Origin of the sequence: Psychromarinibacter sediminicola, from assembly GCF_029168335.1 — a bacterium.
GTDB lineage: Bacteria > Pseudomonadota > Alphaproteobacteria > Rhodobacterales > Rhodobacteraceae > Psychromarinibacter > Psychromarinibacter sediminicola.
The window spans coordinates 14,749-36,289 of sequence record NZ_JARGYC010000023.1; the positions used below are offsets into that span (position 1 = coordinate 14,749).

24 protein-coding genes are annotated in these 21,541 nt (G+C 69.1%); 12 read left to right on the top strand and 12 right to left on the bottom strand.

What is annotated here, in order from left to right; all coding sequences use genetic code 11:
* The first annotated feature begins 21 nt into the window (after positions 1 to 21).
* From queG to P1J78_RS10505, 3 genes are all read left to right on the top strand, one after another.
* On the top strand, positions 22 to 1,059 hold the full coding sequence (queG, locus tag P1J78_RS10495) for a tRNA epoxyqueuosine(34) reductase QueG (RefSeq protein WP_275567300.1): 1,038 nt from the start codon (positions 22 to 24) through the stop codon (positions 1,057 to 1,059).
* A gap of 81 nt (positions 1,060 to 1,140) precedes the next feature.
* Entirely contained in the window at positions 1,141 to 1,338 is a 198-nt protein-coding gene (locus P1J78_RS10500; RefSeq protein WP_275567301.1) for a hypothetical protein, read from the top strand.
* An 83-nt stretch (positions 1,339 to 1,421) separates the two neighbouring features.
* On the top strand, positions 1,422 to 2,336 hold the full coding sequence (locus P1J78_RS10505; protein ID WP_275567302.1) for a DMT family transporter: 915 nt from the start codon (positions 1,422 to 1,424) through the stop codon (positions 2,334 to 2,336).
* Here P1J78_RS10505 and P1J78_RS10510 read toward each other — a convergent pair.
* Complete coding sequence (locus P1J78_RS10510; RefSeq protein ID WP_275567303.1) at positions 2,333 to 2,662, bottom strand: hypothetical protein; 330 nt, start codon at positions 2,660 to 2,662, stop codon at positions 2,333 to 2,335. The genes P1J78_RS10505 and P1J78_RS10510 overlap by 4 nt on opposite strands.
* Before the next feature lie 131 nt (positions 2,663 to 2,793).
* Positions 2,794 to 3,663 (bottom strand): branched-chain amino acid aminotransferase, encoded by an 870-nt coding sequence (locus P1J78_RS10515; RefSeq protein WP_275567304.1) that lies wholly within the window; start codon positions 3,661 to 3,663, stop codon positions 2,794 to 2,796.
* 163 nt (positions 3,664 to 3,826) lie between these two features.
* On the opposite strand from P1J78_RS10515, the gene P1J78_RS10520 reads away from it, so the two are divergent.
* From P1J78_RS10520 to P1J78_RS10530, 3 genes are all read left to right on the top strand, one after another.
* Entirely contained in the window at positions 3,827 to 4,339 is a 513-nt protein-coding gene (locus P1J78_RS10520) for a MarR family winged helix-turn-helix transcriptional regulator (RefSeq protein WP_275567305.1), read from the top strand.
* Entirely contained in the window at positions 4,336 to 5,031 is a 696-nt protein-coding gene (locus P1J78_RS10525) for a response regulator (protein ID WP_275567306.1), read from the top strand. Before P1J78_RS10520 ends, P1J78_RS10525 begins: the two co-directional genes overlap by 4 nt.
* A 281-nt stretch (positions 5,032 to 5,312) precedes the next feature.
* On the top strand, positions 5,313 to 6,731 hold the full coding sequence (locus tag P1J78_RS10530; protein WP_275567307.1) for an amidase: 1,419 nt from the start codon (positions 5,313 to 5,315) through the stop codon (positions 6,729 to 6,731).
* Between the two features lie 12 nt (positions 6,732 to 6,743).
* On the opposite strand, the gene P1J78_RS10535 is transcribed toward P1J78_RS10530, so the two are convergent.
* Positions 6,744 to 7,622: a DMT family transporter gene (locus P1J78_RS10535; RefSeq protein ID WP_275567308.1), complete on the bottom strand. Its 879-nt coding sequence runs from the start codon at positions 7,620 to 7,622 to the stop codon at positions 6,744 to 6,746.
* A 156-nt stretch (positions 7,623 to 7,778) separates the two neighbouring features.
* Here P1J78_RS10535 and P1J78_RS10540 point away from each other — a divergent pair, with 156 nt between their 5' ends.
* The 4 genes from P1J78_RS10540 to P1J78_RS10555 all read left to right on the top strand — a co-directional run bounded on the left by P1J78_RS10540 (position 7,779) and on the right by P1J78_RS10555 (position 10,671).
* Positions 7,779 to 8,396 (top strand): glutathione S-transferase family protein, encoded by a 618-nt coding sequence (locus P1J78_RS10540; protein ID WP_275567309.1) that lies wholly within the window; start codon positions 7,779 to 7,781, stop codon positions 8,394 to 8,396.
* A gap of 75 nt (positions 8,397 to 8,471) precedes the next feature.
* Positions 8,472 to 9,914: a cardiolipin synthase gene (gene cls / locus P1J78_RS10545; RefSeq protein WP_275567310.1), complete on the top strand. Its 1,443-nt coding sequence runs from the start codon at positions 8,472 to 8,474 to the stop codon at positions 9,912 to 9,914.
* A gap of 91 nt (positions 9,915 to 10,005) precedes the next feature.
* Positions 10,006 to 10,446 carry a putative toxin-antitoxin system toxin component, PIN family gene (locus P1J78_RS10550; RefSeq protein ID WP_275567311.1) on the top strand — a complete coding sequence of 147 codons (441 nt, stop codon included), beginning with the start codon at positions 10,006 to 10,008 and terminating at the stop codon, positions 10,444 to 10,446.
* Between the two features lie 3 nt (positions 10,447 to 10,449).
* Positions 10,450 to 10,671, top strand: a complete 222-nt coding sequence (locus tag P1J78_RS10555; RefSeq protein ID WP_275567312.1) for a toxin-antitoxin system HicB family antitoxin — start codon at positions 10,450 to 10,452, stop codon at positions 10,669 to 10,671.
* A gap of 65 nt (positions 10,672 to 10,736) precedes the next feature.
* On the opposite strand, the gene P1J78_RS10560 is transcribed toward P1J78_RS10555, so the two are convergent.
* The 4 genes from P1J78_RS10560 to P1J78_RS10575 form a co-directional block, all read right to left on the bottom strand.
* On the bottom strand, positions 10,737 to 11,024 hold the full coding sequence (locus P1J78_RS10560; protein ID WP_275567313.1) for an HU family DNA-binding protein: 288 nt from the start codon (positions 11,022 to 11,024) through the stop codon (positions 10,737 to 10,739).
* Positions 11,025 to 11,206: 182 nt separating this feature from the next.
* On the bottom strand, positions 11,207 to 12,685 hold the full coding sequence (locus tag P1J78_RS10565; RefSeq protein ID WP_374213241.1) for an AMP nucleosidase: 1,479 nt from the start codon (positions 12,683 to 12,685) through the stop codon (positions 11,207 to 11,209).
* Positions 12,686 to 12,687: 2 nt separating this feature from the next.
* The gene (ade, locus tag P1J78_RS10570; protein ID WP_275567315.1) at positions 12,688 to 14,496 is read right to left on the bottom strand and encodes an adenine deaminase; all 1,809 of its coding nucleotides are present in this window, start codon (positions 14,494 to 14,496) and stop codon (positions 12,688 to 12,690) included.
* A gap of 62 nt (positions 14,497 to 14,558) precedes the next feature.
* A complete protein-coding gene (locus P1J78_RS10575) occupies positions 14,559 to 16,136 on the bottom strand; it encodes an ABC-F family ATP-binding cassette domain-containing protein (RefSeq protein WP_275567316.1) in 1,578 nt (525 codons plus the stop codon).
* Between the two features lie 268 nt (positions 16,137 to 16,404).
* On the opposite strand from P1J78_RS10575, the gene P1J78_RS10580 reads away from it, so the two are divergent.
* The gene (locus P1J78_RS10580) at positions 16,405 to 17,157 is read left to right on the top strand and encodes a class II aldolase and adducin N-terminal domain-containing protein (protein ID WP_275567317.1); all 753 of its coding nucleotides are present in this window, start codon (positions 16,405 to 16,407) and stop codon (positions 17,155 to 17,157) included.
* An 88-nt stretch (positions 17,158 to 17,245) separates the two neighbouring features.
* On the opposite strand, the gene P1J78_RS10585 is transcribed toward P1J78_RS10580, so the two are convergent.
* The 3 genes from P1J78_RS10585 to P1J78_RS10595 are packed head-to-tail and all read right to left on the bottom strand — an operon-like array spanning position 17,246 to position 18,342.
* Positions 17,246 to 17,560 carry a YciI family protein gene (locus P1J78_RS10585; protein WP_275567318.1) on the bottom strand — a complete coding sequence of 105 codons (315 nt, stop codon included), beginning with the start codon at positions 17,558 to 17,560 and terminating at the stop codon, positions 17,246 to 17,248.
* Between the two features lie 22 nt (positions 17,561 to 17,582).
* A complete protein-coding gene (locus tag P1J78_RS10590; protein ID WP_275567319.1) occupies positions 17,583 to 18,017 on the bottom strand; it encodes an SRPBCC family protein in 435 nt (144 codons plus the stop codon).
* 4 nt (positions 18,018 to 18,021) lie between these two features.
* Entirely contained in the window at positions 18,022 to 18,342 is a 321-nt protein-coding gene (locus P1J78_RS10595) for an ArsR/SmtB family transcription factor (RefSeq protein ID WP_275567320.1), read from the bottom strand.
* Between the two features lie 88 nt (positions 18,343 to 18,430).
* On the opposite strand from P1J78_RS10595, the gene P1J78_RS10600 reads away from it, so the two are divergent.
* A complete protein-coding gene (locus P1J78_RS10600; RefSeq protein ID WP_275567321.1) occupies positions 18,431 to 19,297 on the top strand; it encodes an SDR family oxidoreductase in 867 nt (288 codons plus the stop codon).
* A 3-nt stretch (positions 19,298 to 19,300) separates the two neighbouring features.
* Here P1J78_RS10600 and P1J78_RS10605 read toward each other — a convergent pair whose 3' ends face one another.
* Positions 19,301 to 19,486, bottom strand: coding sequence for a ferrochelatase (locus P1J78_RS10605; protein ID WP_275567322.1), 186 nt, complete (start codon positions 19,484 to 19,486; stop codon positions 19,301 to 19,303).
* Positions 19,487 to 19,600: 114 nt separating this feature from the next.
* Positions 19,601 to 21,529, bottom strand: a complete 1,929-nt coding sequence (gene dxs / locus P1J78_RS10610) for a 1-deoxy-D-xylulose-5-phosphate synthase (RefSeq protein WP_275567323.1) — start codon at positions 21,527 to 21,529, stop codon at positions 19,601 to 19,603.
* Positions 21,530 to 21,541 lie beyond the last annotated feature (12 nt).

The following is a 21,541-nucleotide window of genomic DNA, read 5'->3' on the forward strand; positions in this document are numbered from 1 at the left end:
GAACGAGAAGAAGCAGGGGCCTTGTCTGCCGAGCTGAAGTCACGCCTGGTTGCGCGGGCCCTGGACGAAGGGTTCGCGAAGTGCCGCGTGACCACGCCGGACGCGGTGCCCCAGGTGGCGGAGCGGCTGGCAACCTTCGTTGGCGCGGGGCGACACGGGCAGATGGGGTGGATGGCCGAGCGCATGGGCTGGCGCGGCGATCCGGCGGCGCTGTGGCCCGAGGCGCGCTCGGTCATCATGCTGGCGGAGATGTATACGCCCGAGGTGGATCCGCTGGCGGTGCTGGAACGGCCGGACCGGGGGGCGGTGTCGGTCTATGCCCAGGGACGCGACTACCACGACGTGGTCAAGAAACGCCTGAAGCGGCTGGGGCGCTGGCTGATCGAGGCGGCGGGCGGCGATATCAAGGTCTTCGTCGATACGGCCCCGGTGATGGAGAAGCCGCTGGCGGAGGCGGCGGGGCTCGGCTGGCAGGGCAAGCATACCAACCTCTTGGCGCGGGATCTGGGCAACTGGTTCTTCCTCGGCGCGATCTTCACCACGCTGGAGCTGCCGCCGGATGCGGCCGGGGAGGAGCATTGCGGCTCCTGCACCGCCTGCCTCGACATCTGTCCGACCGACGCCTTCCCGGCGCCCTTCCAGCTCGATGCGCGACGCTGCATCTCCTACCTGACGATCGAGCATAAAGGCCCGGTGGACGTGGAGCTGCGCGCCAAGCTCGGCAACCGCATCTATGGCTGCGACGACTGCCTCGCCGTCTGTCCCTGGAACAAGTTCGCGCAACGGGGCCGCGACGCGAAGCTGGCGGCGCGCGAGGACCTCCTGGCGCCGGACCTGGCGGAGCTGGCCGCGCTGGACGACGCCGGGTTCCGGGCGCGGTTCTCGGGCTCGCCGATCAAGCGGATCGGACGTGACCGATTCGTGCGCAACGTGCTGTATGCCATCGGCAATTCCGGCCTGCCGCGGCTGCGCCCCGTGGCGCAGGATCTGTGCGAGGACGCGGATGAGACGGTGCGGGACGCCGCACGCTGGGCCGTGTCGCGACTGCCCGATCTTTAGGCTGGCCAGCGGGCGCCGGGGCTTTCTATGATCGGGTCCGGCCCCCATATGCAGGGGAAGAGCAACAAGGAGGACGCGATCATGCCGAAGACACCGCTCGACCACGACCACACCCGCAGCAGCGGCCGCGTGACGGCCTATACCCGCCTGGAGCGGATCAAGGCCGGCGAGGGCGCGCATCCGAACATCAAGCTGCTGGACCGGCGCAAGCGCAAGGGTCCGACCGATGCCAGCCGCGTGAAGCAGTTCCTGCGGATCGAGCGCGGCTACCTCGCCTGATCCCCTGATACATGCCAAGGGCATGGGCTTTCCCGTGACCCTCTGCTAGGCAGTCCGGGACTCTTTCTCAGTCCCGGACCTGCATGACCTCCCTGCGTGGAATCTTCTTGATGATCGCGGCGATATCGAGCTTCGCCGTGATGGCCGTCTTCGTGAAGGCCGCCCCCCGCATCCCCGCCGGCGAGGCCGTCTTCTTTCGCGCCTTCTGCGCCGTTCCCGTCATCCTCGTCTGGCTGCGGCTCCGCAAGGAGCTGGCGTCGGGCCTGCGCGTCAACTCGATCACGGGCCACGCCGTCCGCGGCATCGCCGGCAGCTGCGCGATGGGGCTGGGCTTCTGGGGGCTGAAGCTGATCCCGCTTCCCGAAGCGACGGCGATCCGCTTTGCCACGCCGATCCTGATCGTCGTCTTCGCGGCCATCATTCTGGGCGAGCGGGTGCGCCTGTTCCGGCTGACCGCGGTGGCTATCGGGCTTCTGGGGGTGATGATCGTGATGTGGCCGCAGCTGACCTTCGAGGGCGGCAGCGCGGCGCGGATCGGGGCGCTGGTGACGCTGGCCTCGGCGGCGCTGGCGGCGCTGGCGCAGATCTTCATCCGGTCGATGGCCGGCACCGAACGCACCGAGGCGATCGTGTTCTGGTTCTCGTTGACCGCGAGCTTCTTCGCGCTGTTCTCGATCCCGTTCGGCTGGGTCATGCCGGTGGGATGGGAATGGGTCTTTCTGGTCGGCGCGGGGCTTGTCGGCGGCGCAGGCCAGATATTCCTGACCTCGGCCTATCGGTTCGCCGAGGCCGGGACGCTGGCGCCCTTCACCTACATCTCGATGATATGGGCGCTGATCTTCGGCTATTTCCTGTTCGACGAGCGGCCGACCGTCGCGATGCTGGGCGGCGCGGCGCTGGTTATCGCGGCGGGGGTGGCGATCGTCTATCGCGAACGCCAGCTCGGGCGGCGCACGGCCAGCGAAGGCAAGATCCGCAGCCTGATGAAGGGCGGTTAATCCTGCGCATTGATGAAGGTGCCGCCGCTGCCGGAGCGCAGGGCGCCACCGCCGAATAGGACGCGCGGCGGCTCGCGGCGCTCGGTCGCCGTGGCGGGCGGCGCGACGCCAGCTTCGGCGAGCGGTTCCATCGGGATCTCCGACAGCTCGCCGTCCGCTTCCGGGCCCGACGACGCGGCCGCCTCCTCGCTGTCCGCCAGGGTCTCCGGCGCGGTCTCTTCCACGTCGAGCGATGCCGACGCGACGTCTTCCTTCATCGTCGACAGGAAGGCGACGCCGCCCAGAAGGCCCGCCACGATCAGAAATAGGGGGAGTGCTCTGCTCATTGTCCTGCCCGGATCTGCGATATGTCTACCGGCCTCGGGAGCTAGGCCGGCAATCGGGCAGCAGTTTGACGGAAGAAGGGAATCCACGCCCCTCCGCTGGGAGGAGCGCGGCCGTCTCGCGGATCGCGGGGTTACTGGCGCACCAGCTTCTCGTAATCCTCGGCGATGTCTCGCGTCATCGCGCCGACCTCGAAGCTGTAGTCGCCGATCTGCCCCACCGGCGTGACCTCGGCCGCGGTGCCGGTCAGCCAGCACTGCTGCATGCCTTCCATCTCGCCGGGGTCGATGTGACGCTCGTGCACCTTGACCTGGCGGTCCTTCAGCATCCCGATCACCGTCTGCCGGGTCAGCCCGTTCAGGAAGGCGTCGGCCAGCGGGGTATGCACCTCGCCGTCCTTGACGAAGAAGATGTTGGCGCCGGTCGCCTCGGCCACGTAGCCGCGGTAATCCATGAACAGCGCGTCCGAGCAGCCCTTGGCCTCGGCCGCGTGCTTCGACGTGGTGCAGATCATGTAGAGACCGGCCGCCTTGGCGTGGACCGGCGCGGTTTCCGGGCTGGGCCGCTTCCATTTAGAGATGTCCAGCTTGGCGCCCTTCATCTTGGAGTCGCCGTAATAGGCGCCCCATTCCCAGGCGGCCACCGCCATGCGCACCGGGTTGCGCGCCGAGGACACGCCCATGTCCTCGCCCGAGCCGCGCCAGGCGACGGCGCGCACATAGGCGTCGGTCAGGTTGTTGGCCTTCAGCACCTCGTATTTCGCGGCCTCGATCTCGTCGACGGTATAGGGGATCGGCATGTCGATCTCGTCGCCGGAGAAGCGCAGGCGCTCGGAATGCTTGCGCGACAGGAAGATGTTGCCGTTATAGGCGCGCTCGCCTTCGAACACGGAAGAAGCATAGTGCATCGCGTGGGACAGGATATGCACGTTCGCCTCGCGCCAGGGCACGAGCTGGCCGTCCATCCAGATATATCCGTCGCGATCGTTATAGGCGCCAGCCATCGGGCCCTCCTTCCTTGCCGTTTTACTTTTGTTGCGCCTGATATGGCCGAACCGGACATAAAATTGCGCCAAATCTGCGATTCGGTACCAGTTGACTCTTGGAATGTCAACAAAGCTGACATAAAATGCCCGTAAAGGCGGCGGATTGTGAACGAGGCAGACCATGGCCGAGGGCGGAGGTACCGGTGCGCCGGGCGGAGAGAACCTTCTCTTCCTGACGGACGAGCAGCTGCGCAAGGGAATCGAGGCGATGTTCTTCGCCTATCGCGGCTTCACGTCCGACCCTGACCGCATCCTGGAGAAGCACGGCTATGGCCGGGCGCATCACCGGGCGATCCATTTCATCAACCGCTCGCCGGGGACGACGGTGAACAACCTGCTGACGATCCTGGGGGTGACGAAGCAGTCGCTGAACCGGGTGCTGCGGACGCTCGTCGAGGACGGCCTGGTCGAAAGCCGGGTCGGCACGCGGGACAAGCGCGAGCGGCATCTCTACCTGACCGAGGCGGGCGCGGCGCTGGAATCCGAGCTGTCCACGGCACAGCGGGCGCGGATGCGCGATGCCTACCGGCAGGCGGGGCCGGAGGCGGTGGCCGGGTTCCGGACGGTGCTCGAGGCGATGATGAACCCGGACATGCGGCACCACTTCAACCGGTTGAAGGAGAGCGGGTCATGAGCGACGCGCATCTTCTGATCGTCGACGACGACGAGCGGATCCGGGGGCTCTTGCAGAAATTCCTGATCCGGCACGGCTTCCTCGTCAGCGCGGCGAAGGATGCGGGGCACGCGCGGCGGATCCTCAGCGGGCTGGAATTCGATCTGATCGTGCTGGACGTGATGATGCCGGGCGAGGACGGGGTGTCGCTGACCCGGGCGCTGCGCGAGGAGATCGCCACGCCGATCCTCCTGCTCACGGCCAAGGGCGAAACCGAGGACCGGATCCGCGGGCTGGAGGCGGGGGCGGACGACTACCTGTCGAAGCCGTTCGAGCCGAAGGAGCTTCTGCTGCGGATCAACGCGGTGCTGCGCCGGGTGCCGGCGCCGGCGGAAGGGAGCGAGGCGCCGAAGCAGCTGAAACTGGGCCCGGTGCGCTACGACGTGGAGCGGGGCGAGATGTGGCGGGGCGAGGATCTGATCCGGCTGACCGCCACCGAGGCGCAGCTGATGCGGATCTTCTCGGCCCAGCCGGGAGAGCCGGTGAGCCGGGCGAAGCTGGTGGAGGATCTGGGCCGCGACCGGGGCCAGGCGCAGGAGCGGGCGGTGGATGTCCAGATCACCCGGCTGCGGCGCAAGTTGGAGGCCGATCCGAAGCAGCCGCGCTACCTGCAGACGGTGCGCGGGGCGGGGTACATGCTGGCGCCGGACTGAGGGCGGAAATGCCCCGGTGGGGCATGCCTTCGGCGAGAGTATTTCGGGCCAGAAGAAGCCGGGGCGCCCGGAGTGTCCGAGGTTGGACGGGGTGGCAAGGCTCTGGAATCATTATAGCTAGCGCTAACAAGGGTGCGGCGTCCGGAGGCAGTCCGGGGGTGTGGAGCCGCGGCGTCCGCGGCCCGGCGTCGCGGCGAGGCGTCGGCGCGGGAACAATGGCCCGAGCCGCCCGTTGGCCCCATGTCACCCGTATCACCCGTAGCACGACAGGAGGCGCGAAGATGCTGGACGATACCGACCCGGGCACGTTGACGGCGGCGCAACTGTCGCGCGCCTATGCGGAGAAGACGCTGTCGCCGCTGGACGCCACGCGCGCCGCGCTGGACCGGATCGAGCGGTTCAACGACGCGGTCAATGCCTATGTCCTGGTCGACGCGGAAGCGGCCGAGCGCGCCGCCACGGCCGCCGCCCGGCGCTGGGGCCGGGGCGAGGCGCGCAGCCCGCTCGACGGCGTGCCGGTCTCGGTCAAGGATCTGACCAACGTCGCCGGCTGGCCGACGCGGTCCGGATCGCTTCTGTCCTCGGACGCCCCCTGCGAGGAGGACTCGCCGCCCGCGCGGATGCTGCGCGAGGCCGGCGCGGTGCTGCTGGGCAAGACCAACACGCCCGAGCTCGGCTGGAAGGGCGTCACCGACAACCGGGTCTTCGGCGCCACGGCCAACCCCTGGGACACGGCGCTGACGCCCGGCGGCTCGTCGGGCGGGGCGGCGGCGGCCGCGGCGCTGAACATGGGCGTGCTGCACCAGGGCGGCGACTCGGGCGGCTCGATCCGCATTCCGGCCGCCTTCACCGGCGTCTTCGGGTTCAAGCCCACCTTCGGCTGGACACCGCAATGGCCGCCCTCCACCGCGCCGACGCTGAGCCATATCGGCCCCCTCGCCCGCACCGTCGAGGACGCGGCGATGATGCTGAACGTCATCGGCCGCTACGACCAGGCCGACCCCTATGCCATGCGCGGGCAGCCCGAGGACTGGGGCGAGGATCTGGGCGAGGGGTTGTCGGGCCTGCGCATCGCCTTCTCCCCCGACCTGGGCTATGCGACGGTCGACCCGGAGGTGGCCGCGCGGGTGCGCGAGGCGGCCGAGAAGCTGGAGGCGCTGGGCGCCGAGGTGGTCGAGATCTCGCCCGAGATCGCCAGCCCGATCGACACGTTCCAGAAGATCTGGTTCACCGCCTCGCTGGTCCTTTACGAGGATTGCACGCCCGCCCAGCGCAAGAAGCTGGACCCCGGCCTTGTCGACAACGCGCGCCGGGCCGAGGCGTGGTCGGCCGCCGACCATTTCCGCGCGCTGGGCGCGCGCGCGGCGCTGACCCAGGCGCTGGAGCGGTTCAACCGGGACTATCACCTGCTGATGACGCCGACGGTCGCGGTCCCGCCCTTCGAGGTGGAGCACGACACGCCGCCGGGCAGCGGGATGAGCGACTGGACCGAGTGGTCGCCCTTCACCTACCCGTTCAACCTGTCGCAGCAGCCGGCGGCGTCGGTGCCCTGCGGCTTTACCGAAGCGGGGCTGCCGGCGGGGTTCCAGCTGGCGGGCGGCAAGCATGACGACGTGCGGGTGCTGCGCGCGGCGCATGCCTTCATGCGGGCGCATCCGCCGCGCTTTCCGGCGGTGCCGGACCCGGCCGAGACCGCGTGAGGCGCCTCGGCGTTACGCCACGGCGCGCCGCGCCTGCTTGTCGAGCTGCACCAGCAGGATGCCCAGCATGATCACCGCCACGCCCAGCGCGTCGAGCGGCCCCAGCCGCTCGCCCAGCAGCAATGCCGCGACGGCCACGCCGAAGAACGGCGTCAGGAAGTGGAAGGTCGCCGCCCGCACCGCGCCGATCCGGTTGACCAGGCGGAACCAGACCCATGTCGCCGCCAGCCCGGGCACCAGCGTGGTGTAGGTGAACGCCGCCGCCAGCGGCCAGGTCCAGCTCACCTCCCAGGTCTCGGTCGCCGCCGCCGCCGCGCCCAGCGCCGCCGCGCCGACCAGCATCTGCAGCCCCACGATCATCAGCACGTTGCCGCCCGAGGATGCCCCGCGCACCGCCATCGTCGCCACGGTCAGCGACAGCACGCCCAGCACGCACAGACCCAGCCCGAACAGGTCCACCCCCTCGGTCAGGCGCGAGCCCATGATGACGGCCACGCCCGCGACCCCGGTGATCAGCCCGACGGCGCCCATCGCGCGCACCCGGTCGCCGAAGACCAGAAACCCGCCCAGCGCCACCAGAAGCGGCATGGTCGAGGCGACGATGGCGGCGAGCGACGCCTCCACCGTCTGCATCGCCACGAAGTTCAGGCCGAGATAGAGACCGTTCTGGCAGATCCCGAACACCACCGTCGCCGCCGCCTGGCCGCGCGTCAGCCGCCAGCTCTGCCCCAGCGCCCGCGCCACGCCCACCGCGATCAGCCCGGAGATCACGAAGCGCAGCGACAGCGCCGTCAGCGGCGGCGCGTCGGCCACGATGATCCGCGCCGAGGTGAAGGCCGAGGCCCACATGATGGCGAACGCCACCCCCATCAGTATCGCGCGGACATCCATGCCCCGGCCCTTCCCGCTCGCTCTTCCGCCCTGCTAGCAAGCCGGGCCGGCGGGGGGAAGCGGCGACGGCGAGCGAGAACCGGCGTCTGCTCCTGACGGTGCCTGACAGGGGGGTCGTGCTAGGCTGCCCGCGACTCGTCGATGGAAAGGTTCCGCATGCTTACGCTCTATCACGCCCCCCGCTGCCGCTCGACCCGCATCGTCGCGCTGCTCGACGAGCTCGGCGCGCGCGATCAGGTGTCGGTCGAGGTCGTCGGCATCCCCCGGCAGGACGGCTCGGGCGGCCGCGACCCGCGCAATCCGCATCCCGAGGGCAAGGTGCCCCTGCTGGTCCATGACGGCGTCGAAATCTGGGAATCCACCGCCATCGCGCTGTATCTGACCGAGCTGTTCCCCGAGGCCGGCCTCGGCCGCCCGGTCGGCGCGCCGGATCGCGGGCGGCTTCTGTCCTGGCTCGCCTGGTATGGCGACGTGCTGGAGCCGGTGATGGTCATGACCTATGCCCAGCTCGACCACCCGGCGCTGCGCGCCACCTTCCGCGGCATGGAAGAGGCCGGCCACCGCCTCTCCGCCGCGCTGTCGGGCGCGCCCTATCTGATGGGCGCGGATTACACCGTGGCCGATCTGATCTGCGCCTCGGCCTTCCAGTTCGCGCCGCAGTACGCGCCGGATGCGCCGGGGCTGGCCGACTGGGTCGCCCGCTGCGCCGACCGGCCGGCACAGCACCGGGCCCAGCGCTACGACGCCGAATTGCTGGAGGCGGCGGGCGGCTGAGCCGGGGCCGATTGACCATCCCGGCGCGGGCCCGAATAGTGCGGCCATGACCGACCGCTCCCCCCGGACCCGCCGATGACCGGCGTCGCGGCCGCCGTGCTTGCCGTGATCCACGTCGCCGCGCAGGTGGCCTTCATCCTGCGCGCCCTGCTGCGGCCGCATCGCGACCCGGCCTCGCGCGTGGCGTGGGTGCTGGTGCTGCTGGTGGTACCGGTGGCGGGCATCGTCGGCTACGTGCTGTTCGGCGAGGCGAATGTCAGCAAGGGCCGCGCCCAGCGCTATCACCGGCTGGAACGGCTGTTCGCCGCCAGCAACCGCGAGATGCCGGGGCAGGACTGCATGGACCGGATCGCGCCGCGGCATCGTCACCTGTTCCGCGCGGGCCGGTCCGTCAACGGCTTCGATCCCGTCGACGGCAACACGGCACAGCTGCTGACGGAGACCGACGGCGCCGTCGACGCCATCGTCGCCGACATGGACGCGGCGACCGACCACGTTCATTTGCTGTGCTACATCTGGCTGAACGACACGAACGGGCAGAAGGTGGCCGAGGCGGCGAAGCGCGCGGCGCGGCGCGGCGTGACGGTGCGCGCGCTGGCCGACAACCTCGGCTCGCGCCGCATGATCCGGTCGGCCCACTGGGCCGAGATGGAGGCGGCCGGCGTCCGGCTTGCCCGCGCGATGCCGCTGGTCAACCCGTTCCTGCACCCGTTCCGCGGCCGCATCGACCTGCGCAACCACCGCAAGATCGTGGTGATCGACGACCGCATCACCTATAGCGGCAGCCAGAACTTCGCCGACGCGGAATTCCGCATCAAGGCGCGCTATGCCCCCTGGGTCGACGTCATGGTGCGCTTCACCGGCCCCGTCGCGCGGCAGAACCAATACCTGTTCGCGCAGGACTGGATGGCGCATGTGGACGAGGACCTGCGCCCGATGTTCCCGCCGAAGAGCGCCGAGACCTCGGGCGGCGTCATCGCGCAGGCCATCGGCACCGGGCCCACGGTCCGGGCCTCGGCGATGCCCGAGATGTTCGGGGTGCTGATCCACGCCGCGCGCGAGGAGCTGGTGCTGTCGACGCCCTATTACGTGCCGACCGAGGCGATGCAGGACGCGCTCTGCGCCGCCGCGCATCGGGGCGTCGATACCCGCATCGTGTTCCCGGCGCATAACGACTCCTGGCTCGTCGCGGCGGCCAGCCGCAGCTATTATCAGGACCTGCTCGCCGCCGGGGTGCGGATCTACGAGTTCCCAGACGGGCTTCTGCATGCCAAGACGCTGACGCTCGACCGCGAGGTCGCGATGATCGGCTCCGCCAACCTCGACCGCCGCAGCTTCGAGCTGAACTTCGAGAACAACATCCTGTTGCAGGACGCCGACCTCACCGCCAGCCTGCGCGCGCGCCAGCAGGACTGGCTGGAGGCCTCCGACGAGGTGCTCGACCGGGACGTGGCCGAATGGTCCCTGGCGCGGCAGCTGTGGAACAACTCGGTCGCGATGCTGGGGCCATTGGTCTGAGGTCCTGATATGAGTTGAATCGTCGGCGCCACGGCCTGACACGCCGGCAGGGATCTTGACGCGCCCGCAATTTGATAGCATATATGATGTCATGGTTCGGCGTGCAGTCGTGGATACGAGTGTTCTGGTTTCGGCGCTTCGCTCGGATGGGGGTGCAGCGCGTGAAGTGGTACGCCGGTGCCTGGGTGGGTGGATCGAGCCACAGATGGGAAACGCGCTATTCACCGAGATCGAGGACGTGTTCGCCCGTTCCACGCCCTTTCAGGGGAGCGCGGCGTCGGCAAAGGAACGGGACATCGTGCTTGATGCGTTTTTCAGCCGATGCCGTTGGGTGGAGGTATCGTACCTCTGGCGGCCGAACCTGCGCGATGAAGCCGACAATCACGTGATCGAGTTGGCGGTGGCGAGCGGTACGAAGACAATCGTCACGCACAACCTGCGAGACATGGAATCGGGCGAACTGGCATTTCCGTCCATCCGCATCGTCGGCCCCGGAAACGCGCTGGCAATGTGGGAAACAGAGGAGAGTTAGAGCATGGCGACACTGACGATCAGGATGCCCGACAGCAGCCGCGACCGGCTTGCCGCAATGGCGGCGGATCGCGGCGTCAGTCTCAACAAGCTCATCGAGGAAATCTCGACCCGCGCCATCGCGGAACACGACACCGCGCTGCGGTTTCGCGCCCGGGCGGCGCGCGGGGACGTCGAAAAGGCGATGGATATTCTCGACCGCCTCGACGCGGAGGCCGAGCGGTAAGCGGAGTCCCGGCAAGAAAAAAGCCGCCCCGAAGGGCGGCTCTTTCCGACCGGATGCCGACGGGCTCAGTCGTTGACGCTGTCTTTCAGCGCCTTGGCGATGGTCATCTTGACCACCTTGTCGGCGTCCTTCTTGATCTGCTCGCCGGTCGCGGGGTTGCGGACCATGCGCTCGGGGCGCTCGCGGCAATAGATCTTGCCGACGCCCGGAAGGGTCACGGCGCCGCCCGCGGCGACTTCCTTGGTGATCACGTTGGTGATCGCGTCCAGCGCCGCGGCGGCGGACTTCTTGTCGCTGTCCATCTCCTCCGCCAGGGCGGCCACGAGCTGGGTCTTGGTCATGGGTTTGGCCATTGTTGTGCTCTCCTCGTACTCCCCCGTCCTAGCGGGTTCTCACGAAAATTTATCGGAATGTAGGGCGGACGCACAACCTTTAGTGTGAGTTTTCGCCATGTTTTCCTGCATTTTGTGGTGCTTTTTTGCCGGTTTTCGCCGAGTCAGGGGGGCCGCGGCGGCCTGCGCGGCCGGTTCGGGCCCTAAAGGAACGCCGTTTCCTCGAAACTGCGCAGCTTGCGCGAGTGGATGCGTTCCAGCGGCATGTCGCGGATCAACTCCATCGCGCGGATGCCGATCAGCAGGTGATTGGCCACCTGCGTGCGGTAGAATTCGCTCGCCATGCCGGGCAGTTTCAACTCGCCGTGCAGCGGCTTGTCCGACACGCACAGAAGCGTTCCATAGGGCACCCGGAACCGGAATCCGTTCGCGGCGATGGTGGCGGACTCCATGTCCAGCGCGATCGACCGCGACTGGCTGAGCCGTTGCACCGGGCCGGACTGGTCGCGCAGTTCCCAGTTGCGGTTGTCGATGGTCGCCACGGTCCCGGTCCGCATGATCCGCTTCAGCTCGTAGCCTTCCAGCCGCGTGACATCCTCCACCGCCTGCTCCAGCGAGGTCTGGATCTCGGCCAGCGGCGGGATCGGCGTCCAGACCGGCAGGTCGTCGTCCAGCACGTGATCCTCGCGCAGATAGGCGTGGGCCAGCACGAAATCGCCCAGCCGCTGCGAGTTCCGCAAGCCGGCGCAATGCCCGACCATCAGCCAGGCATGCGGGCGCAGCACCGCGATATGGTCGGTCGCCGTCTTGGCGTTCGACGGTCCCACCCCGATATTGACCAGCGTGATGCCCGCGCTGTTCGGCCGCTTCAGGTGATAGGTCGGCATCTGCGGCAGCTTCGCCGGCGTCGGCAGCACCCCGTCCGAGGTCGTGATCTCGGCATTCCCGGTACCGACGAAGCTGGTATAGCCGCTGTTCGGATCGGCCAGCATGGCCCGCGCGACGGCCTCGAACTCCTCGACGTAGAACTGGTAGTTGGTGAACAGCACGTGGTTCTGGAAATGCTCTGGGTCCGTCGCGGTGTAATGCGCCAGCCGCGCCAGCGAGTAGTCGATGCGCTGGGCGGTGAACGGCGCCAGCGGCGCCACCCCGTCGCCATAGGGAAAGCCGTAGCCGTTCACGATGTCGTCGTTCGTCGTCGCCAGGTCCGGCACGTCGAACACGTCGCGCAGCGAAAACTCCATCGCCCCGTCCTGCGGCACGGTCATCCCGTCGACCCCGCCCATCGCGAAATGCAGCGGGAGCGGCGTGGCCGACGGCCCGATCGCCACCGGCAGCCCGTGGTTCTCGATCAGCAGCCCGATCTGCTGGATCAGGTAGTTGCGGAACAGGTCGGGCCGCGTGATCGTGGTCACGTAGGTCCCCGGCTCGGCCACATGGCCGAAGGACAGGCGGCTGTCGATCTGCGCGTAGCTGGCGGTGCTGAACCGGATCTCGGGGTAATAGGCGCGATAGCGGCTGGTGGGCTTGGTCTGGGCCAGCGCCTCGGTGAACATCGCGCGCAGGAAACCGACGCCGCCGTCGTAGATCTCGGTCAGCCGGTCGACCGCCGCCTCCGCGTCCTGGAACCGTTCTGGTCCGGGCAGCTCGGGGGATTTCAGCGGCAGCTGGCGATGGGAAATGGTCACGTCTCGGCCTCGAACACATCGGTTGTCTGGAATGTCGTCACGTCCACCAGCCCCAGGTCGGAGATCCTCAACTCCGGGATCACCACCAGCGCCAGCAGGGAATGCTGCATATAGGCGTTGTTCAGCGTGCAGCCGCAGGCGCCCATCGCCTCCACCATCTTCTGCGCCTTCGCCGCGACCTCCTCGGCCGGCGCGTCCGACATCAGCCCGGCGATGGGCAGCTCCACCAGCGCCAGCTCCTGCCCGTCGCGCCAGACGGTCACGCCGCCGCCCACCTCGGCCAGCCGGTTCGCCGCCTTGGCCATGTCCGCACGCGAGGTGCCGACGACGATCATGTGGTGGCTGTCATGCGCCACGGTCGAGGCGACGGCCATCTCGCCCTGATACCCAAAACCCGACACGAAGCCGTTCACCACGCCGCCCGTCGCCCGGTGCCGCTCCACCAGCGCGATCTGGCACACGTCGCGGCCCGCGTCGCCCTCCACCGCGCCGTCGCGCACCTCCAGCTCGGCGGTCAGCGCCCTGGTCGGCGCCTGGTTCTCGACCACCCCGATGACCTTCGCCTTCACCCGGTTCGCACCCTCCGGCGCCGTTACCACGAAGTCGTCGGCCCGCTTGTCGGCGCCCATATTCACCGAGTCCCGCGCATGCGCCGGCCAGTCCCCGTGCGGGAAGTCCACCGTCACCCGGCCGTCCACGGCCACCGTCTCGCCGCGCGCGATCACCCGCCCGATCGGCAGGGTCGCGAGATCCGACGTCAGGATCATGTCCGCGCGACGCCCCGGCGCGATGGACCCGAGCTCGCGCTCCAGCCCGAAATGCGTGGCGGTGTTGATCGTCGCCATCTGCAAGGCCACCAGCGGGTCGCAGCCGCACTCCACCGCATGCCGCACCACCCGGTTCATGTGCCCGTCATTCACCAGCGTCCCGGAATGGCAGTCGTCGGTGCAGAGGATAAAGTTCCGCGGGTCCAGCCCCTTCTCGGTCACCGCGGTGATCTGCGCCTTCACGTCGTACCAGGCCGAGCCCAGCCGCAGCATCGCGCGCATCCCCTGCCGCACCCGCATGATCGCGTCGGCCTCGCGCGTGCCCTCGTGGTCGTCCGCCGGCCCGCCCGCGACATAGGCCAGGAACGCGGGCCCCAGGTCGGGCGACGCATAGTGCCCGCCCACGGTCTTGCCCGCCGCCTGCGTCGCCGCGATCTCGGCCAGCATCTTCGCATCCCCGGCCGCGACGCCGGGATAGTTCATCATCTCGCCCAGCCCGACGATCCCCGGCCAGGTCATCGCCTCGGCCACGTCCTCGGGCCCGATCTCGTAGCCGGTCGTCTCCAGCCCCGGCGCCGACGGCGCACAGCTCGGCATCTGGGTAAAGATGTTGACCGGCTGCAGCAGCGCCTCGTCATGCATCAGCCGCACGCCCTCCAGCCCCATGACATTGGCGATCTCGTGCGGGTCGGTGAACATCGTGGTGGTGCCGTGCGGCGTCACGGCGCGGGCGAACTCCGCCGGTGTCAGCATGCCCGACTCGATGTGCATATGCGCGTCGCACAGGCCGGGGATCACGTATTGCCCCGGGGCCTCGATCACCTCGGTCGCCTCGCCGATGCAATGCGACAGGTCTTCGGCGACCGCCGCGATGCGCCCCGCGGCGACCGCCACCTGCCAGCCGTCCAGCACCTCGCGGGAATGGACGTTCACGACCTTGCCGCCCCGGATCACCAGGTCGGCGGGCGCCCGGCCGGCCGCCACGGCGACCAGCTTCGGCGCCGCCTCGGCCCAGCTCTGCAAATCAGTCGCTCTCATGGGCCGATCATCGCCAGAACGGACCGGCGCGCAACCCCCCGCAATGCGCGGCGGGCGCGGGCTCACCCGAGGTCCAGGACCCGCGTCACCCCGATCGCCTCCAGGAACGCCGCGTCGTGGCTGACCACCAGCAGCGCGCCGTCATAGCCGCGCAGCGCCGCTTCCAGCGCCTCGACCGCCTCCAGGTCCAGATGGTTCGTCGGCTCGTCGAGGATCAGCAATTGCGGCGGCACGCCCCCGCCGATGGCACAGGCCAGCCCGGCCCGCAGCATCTGCCCGCCGCTCAGCGACGCCACCTTCGTCAGCGCCGCCTCGCCCCGGAACAGGAACCGCGCCAGCATCGCCCGCGCCGCGGTCGCGTCCGTGCCGGGGTTCAGCCGCCGGAAATTCTCCAGAACCGACAACCTTGGGTCCAGCGCCCCCACCGACTGATCCAGCATCGCGAACTCTACATGGACGCGCGCCGCCCCGGCCATCGGCGCGAGCCGCCCGGCCAGCACCGACAGAAGCGTCGTCTTCCCGGACCCGTTCGGCCCGGTCACCGCCACCCGCTCGGGCCCGGTCATCCGGAAGGACAGTCCCTGTATCACCGCAACATCGCCGTACCCGGCCGCCAGATCATCGACCGTCACAACGTCCCGCCCCGCCGGCAAGCCGGTCGGCGGCAGCTCCATCGCCAGCGGCTGCAAGACCTCGACCTTTTCGCGCGCCGCCTCCACGGCCTCCCGCGCAGCGCCGATCCGCGCCTCGGCCAGCCGCGCCTGCGCGCCGCCGGTGCCCTCGGACCGCTCCTTCATCTTGTCCAGGAGCATCTTCGACTGCCCGCCGCTGGCGCGGATCCTCTTGCCGGACTTGTCGGTCCGCGCCTTGCGCTCCGCCCGCGCCTGCGCCGCCTTCGAGGCCTCGGCCAGCCTGCGCTCGGCCTCGGCCAGCCCCTGTTCCGCCGCCGCAAGCTCCTGCGCCTTCTGCGCGCGATACAGGCTCCATCCGCCGCCATAGCGCGTGGTCCCCAGCGTGGTCAGCTCCACGATGGCGTCCATCTCCTCCAGCAGTTCCCGGTCATGGCTTACAACCACCGCCCCGCCGCGCCAGCCGCGCAGCAGGTCCAGAACCGCCGCGCGGCCGTCGCGGTCCAGGTTGTTCGTCGGCTCGTCCAGCAGCAGGAACTCCGGCTCTCGGAAGATCAGCGCCGCCAGCCCGGCCCGCGTCCGCTGCCCGCCGGACAGGTCCGCCAGCCGCGTCTCCGGCGCCACCTCCAGCCCCACGCGCGCCAGCGCGGCCGCCATCCGCTCCTCCAGCGTCCAGTCCGCCTCGGCCAGCTCTTCCACCGTCGCCGCGCCCGCCGCCGCCCGCGCGAGAAGCGCCAGCGACGAGCGCACCCCGAACAGGTCCGCGACGGTCGCGCCAGGCTCGGTCTGCACCGATTGCTGCAGCCAGCCCAGCGACGCCTCCGTCGACACGTTGCCCGACGCCGGCGTCAACTGCCCCGCGATCAGCCGCAACAGCGTGGTCTTGCCCACCCCGTTGCGCCCGACGAGGCCGGTGCGCTCGGGCGCGAGCGTCAGCGTCAGGTCGGTGAAAAGGGCGTGGCCGTCAGGCGTGGCCCAGGACAGGTCGGAAAGCGTGATGGCGTGCGGCATGAAAATCCCCGGTCGGTCGTGTCTGGACGATGGCGACAGGGTGGATTTCCATGGCTCACTCCGGATTGGACGCGACGGCCGCGTCGCGGCGTATCTAGCCGCCGCCCGCCGCGGAATCAAGCCCCGCGCCCCGCGTCCGGACGCGCGCAGTTACCGCTATCATGAAAGATATCAACGACTTGCCTATGCGTCCAACCTTGGACACCCCTCCCTTTCCCCCGCCCCCGCGGATCGCTACCCTGTCCGCGACAGATCACAGGAGCCGCCCATGGACACCGCCCGCATCCCCAATATCGACCACTGGTCCGAGCGCGTCGACCTCGCCGCCGCCTTCCGCTGGACCGCCCGGCTGAACATGCACGAGGCCGTCGCCAACCACTTCTCGCTGGCCGTGAACGACGACGGGACGCAGTTCCTGATGAACCCCAACCAGCAGCATTTCTCGCGCACCCGCGCCTCCGACCTGCTGCTGATCGACGCCAACGACCCGGCCGCGCTCGACGGCCCCGACGCTCCCGATCCCACGGCCTGGCACCTGCACGGCGCGATCCACCGGCACTGCCCCCATGCCCGCTGCGCGATGCATGTCCACTCGGTCCATGCCACGATCCTCGCCTGCCTCGAGGACAGCCTGCTGCCGCCCATCGACCAGACCTCGGCGATGTTCTACGGTCGCCAGGTCGTCGACGACGCCTATGGCGGGCTCGCCTTCGAGGAGGAAGGCGAACGCTGCGCCGCGCTGTTCTCGGACCCGGAGAAATTCGTGATGATCATGGGCAACCACGGGATCATGGTCATCGGCGACACCGTCGGCCAGGCCTTCAACCGGCTCTACCATTTCGAACGCGCGGCCCAGACCTATATCGGCGCGCTGCAGACCGGCCGGCCGTTGCGGATGCTGCCCGACGTCGTCGCCGCGAAGACGGCGCAGGAGATCGCGGATTATCCCGAGACCGACCAACGCCACCTCGACGAGCTGAAGGCGATCCTCGACGAGGAAGGCTCGAACTACGCCACCTGAGCGGCAAAGGGCGGGACGGGCGCCGGATCGTTGCCAACGATCCGATCCGTTTTCTTCGCGAAGAAAACGGGCAGGCCCGCCCGTCGCGCTACATCTCGATCATCTCCGCGACCTCGACCGAGCCGGATCCGTCCTGCACCATCGGGCAACCCTTCGCCATCTCGCAGGCGGCCGCCTGGTCCGCCGCCTCGACGAGGGTCAGCCCCGACACCGGATTCGCGCCGCCGTCCCCGGCAATGCCCTGCGCGCTGACTGTCTTCGACGGCCCGGCCGGCCCGCCGCCATGGACCACCTTGTCGCCCATCGACTGATACCAGGCGTTCCATTCGGCCATCACTTTCTCACCCTCTTCGGGCGTCTCCGGTGTCTTGCCGCCGTGATAGATGAACATGAAATTCGGCATCTCGTTCTCCCTGTTTGCCAGATCAGCTGCCGGCCAGCGCCTCCAGCCTGCGCAGGCTGGAGGTCCAGCCTTCTGTATGATTGCGCGCCGTCTCGTCGTCGGGCAGGTCGGTGTGGTCCAGCGTCAGGTCGGTGCCGCCGCCCTGGGCGGGGACCAGCCGGATCGTCACGTGGCTTTCCACGCCGCGCCTGTCGTTCTCGTCGTGCCACGCCCAGGTGAAACCGATGGAATTCGGCGGGTCCACATGCGTCACCTGGCCCGAGACCTTGAACCGCCGCCCCTCGGCATTCACCATCACCGACATCCACGGCCCCGTCGTCTCGAAGGACAACCGGTGCTCGGTGACATGCACCTCCTCCGGCCCCCACCATTTCAGCAGGTTCTCGGTCCTGGACACGAACTCGAACACCCGCGCCGGCGGGGCCTTCAGGTGGCGTTCCAGTCTGACCTCCGGCATCGGGCTAGCCCTCCTCGTTCAGCGCGGCGGCGAGCCGGTCCAGGCTGGCCCCCCAGAACGCCGCGTGGTCCATCGTCCAGTCGTTGATCGCCCGCACGGCCGCCGGGTTGGCGGAATAGATGCGCCGTTGCGCATCGACCCGCTGCGAGATCAGCCCGGCCTCGCGCAGCACCTTCAGATGGCGCGAAACCGCGGGGGCGGAGATATCCGCCACGTCCTGCAGATCTCCCGCCGACTGCGCCCCGTCGCGCAGGAGCCGCTCCAGGATCGCGAAGCGGTTCGGGTCGCCCAGGGCCGAGAAGGCCGTGACCAGGTCGGGTGTCATTGTTTTGCTCATCGGTTAATTAACTATCCTGCGAATCGCAATCCGTCAAGCCTTGCCTTCCGGTCCCGGGACGGCGAGTGTCGCCGCCATGACGAAAACGCTCCTGTCCTTCGGTCACGGTTACTCGGCGCGCGCGCTGTCCCGGCTTCTTTTGCCGCGCGGCTGGCGGATCATCGGCACGACCCGGACGCATGAGAAGGCCGACAGCCTGCGCGCCGACGGGGTCGCGCCGCTGATCTGGCCGGGGGACGCGCTGTCCGAACCGCTCGCCACCGCGACCCATCTGCTGATCTCCGCCGGCCCGGATGCGGCGGGCGACCCGGTTCTGAACGCCGCCCGGGCGCAGATCGCCGACGCCGCGCCGCATATCGACTGGGTCGGCTACCTCTCCACCACCGGGGTCTATGGCGATCACCGGGGCGGATGGGTCGACGAGGACACGCCGCTGACGCCTTCGACCCGCCGCGGCAAGCTCCGGGTCGAGGCCGAGGCCGCGTGGCGCGCGCTGGCCGCCGAGACCGGCCTGCCGCTGCACATCTTCCGGCTCGCCGGTATCTACGGCCCCGGCCGCGGCCCGTTCGCCAAGGTCCGTGCCGGCACCGCGCGCCGGATCGTCAAGCCGGGACAGGTGTTCAGCCGCATCCATGTGGAGGACATCGCGCAGGTTCTGGCGGCCTCGATCGCCCGGCCGAATCCCGGCGCCGTCTACAATGTCTGCGACGACGACCCGGCGCCGCCGGAGGACGTCATCGCCCATGCCGCGGACATGCTGGGCCTGCCGCTGCCGCCGGCGGAGGATTTCGAGACGGCCGAGATGACGCCCATGGCCCGCAGCTTCTATGCCGAGTCCAAGCGCGTTCGGAACGACCGGATCAAGGACGAGCTGGGTGTCGACCTGATCTACCCGTCCTATCGCGACGGGCTCGCGGCGCTTCTGCGCGACGACGCGGCCTGAGCGCTACTGTGCCGCGCCCACGACGATCGTAAGGAAAGCCATCAGCCCGATGACCCAGGCATCGCTGCCGGTTTCGGCGGCGGCCTCGACCACCACCTCGGGCTCCACCACCACGACCTTGTCGTAGTTGCCGGCCGTCGCCCCGCCAGCGAGCGTGGCGAACGCAGCCGCAAGTACAAGCTTCTTCATGTCACGACCCCCCAGTCGTTGAATACTCCACAACATCTAGGGGACGGCATCCGGTCGGGACCACAACTGAGCGCCCCGACGTCAACCGAAAGCCGAAGCTGTGGCTTTCCCGCATCAGGCGCGGCGGGACTCCAGCCGTTCGACACCGAGGGCCTGCAGTACCTTCGCCTCGATATCTCCCGCGTTCAGCCCGGCCACGGCGTACATGTCGCCCGGCGAGGCCTGGTCGATGAAGATATCCGGGAGCGTCATGGACCGGTACTTGAGCCCGCTGTCGAAGACGCCCTCTTCCGCGAGCAGCTGCGCGACATGGCTGCCGAACCCGCCTACGGCGCCTTCCTCGATGGTGATCAGCGCCTCGTGTTCGGCGGCCAGCCGCAGGATCAGCTCGCGGTCCAGCGGCTTGGCGAAACGGGCGTCGGCCACCGTCGGGGAAATGCCCCGCGCGCCCAGCGCCTCGACCGCCTCCATCACCTCCTTCAGCCGCGCGCCGAAGGACAGGATGGCGACGCCCGACCCCTCGCGCACCACGCGGCCCTTGCCGATCTCCAGCACCTCGCCGCGCTCGGGCATCTCGACGCCCACGCCCTCGCCGCGGGGGAAGCGGAAGGCGATGGGGCCCGCGTCATGCGCCACGGCGGTGGCCACCATGTGCTTCAGCTCCGCCTCGTCGGCAGCGGCCATCACGGTGAAGCCCGGCAGGTTCGACAGGTAGGCGATGTCGTAGGACCCGGCATGCGTGGCCCCGTCGGCCCCGACCAGCCCGGCGCGGTCGATGGCGAAGCGCACCGGCAGCCGCTGAATCGCCACGTCATGCACCACCTGGTCGTAACCGCGCTGCAGGAAGGTGGAATAGATCGCGGCGAAGGGCTTCATCCCGCCGGCCGCCAGCCCGGCGGCGAAGGTCACGCCATGCTGTTCGGCGATGCCCACATCGAAGCACCGGCGCGGGAAGCGTTCGGCGAAGAGATCGAGCCCGGTGCCGTCCGGCATCGCCGCGGTCACGGCCACGACGCGATCGTCGCGCTCGGCCTCTTCGGTCAGCGACTGGGCGAAGACCTTGGTATAGGACGGCGCGTTCGAGGGCGCCTTCTTCTGCTCGCCGGTGATCATGTCGAACTTGGACACGCCATGGCCCCTGTCGGCGGCCTGTTCGGCGGGGCCGTAGCCCTTGCCCTTCTTGGTCACGGCGTGAATCAGGATCGGTCCGGTGGCGCGCGCCTTGACGGTGCGCAGGACCGACAGCAGCTGGTCCAGGTCGTGCCCGTCCAGCGGCCCGATATAGCTGAACCCCAGCTCCTCGAACAGCGTTCCGCCCACGGCCATGCCCTTCAGCATCTCCTTGGCCCGCCGCGCGCCCTCCTGGAACGGCGGCGGCAACAGCGACACGGCGCCCTTGGCGGCGGCCTTCAGCTCCTGGAACGGTCCCTCGGCATAAAGCCGCGACAGGTAGGAGGACATCGCACCGACCGGCGGCGCGATGCTCATCTCGTTGTCGTTCAGGATGACGATCAGCCGCTTGCCCAGGTGGCCGGCATTGTTCATCGCCTCATAGGCCATGCCGGCGCTCATCGCGCCGTCGCCGATCACCGCGATGGCGTCGCCCAGCGCCGGGTCCGGCGCGCCGCCCAGCTCGCGCGCCATGGCAAAGCCCAGCGCGGCGCTGATCGAGGTCGACGAATGCGCGGCGCCGAACGGGTCGTAGGGGCTTTCCGAGCGCTTGGTGAAGCCCGACAGCCCGTCCTTCTGGCGTAGGGTGCGGATGCGGTCGCGGCGGCCGGTCAGGATCTTGTGGGGATAGCACTGATGGCTGACGTCCCAGATCAGCCGGTCGCGCGGCGTGTCGAAGACCGAATGGATCGCCACCGTCAGTTCCACCACGCCCAGCCCGGCGCCCAGATGTCCGCCGGTCTCCGACACGGCGCTGATCGTCTCGGCGCGCAGCTCGTCGGCGACGCGGTGCAGCTCCGCATCGCTCAGCGCCTTCAGGTCAGAGGGCAGGTGCACCCTGTCCAGCGTGGGTGTCTTGGGTCGGTCGGACATGTGCGTCCCCCT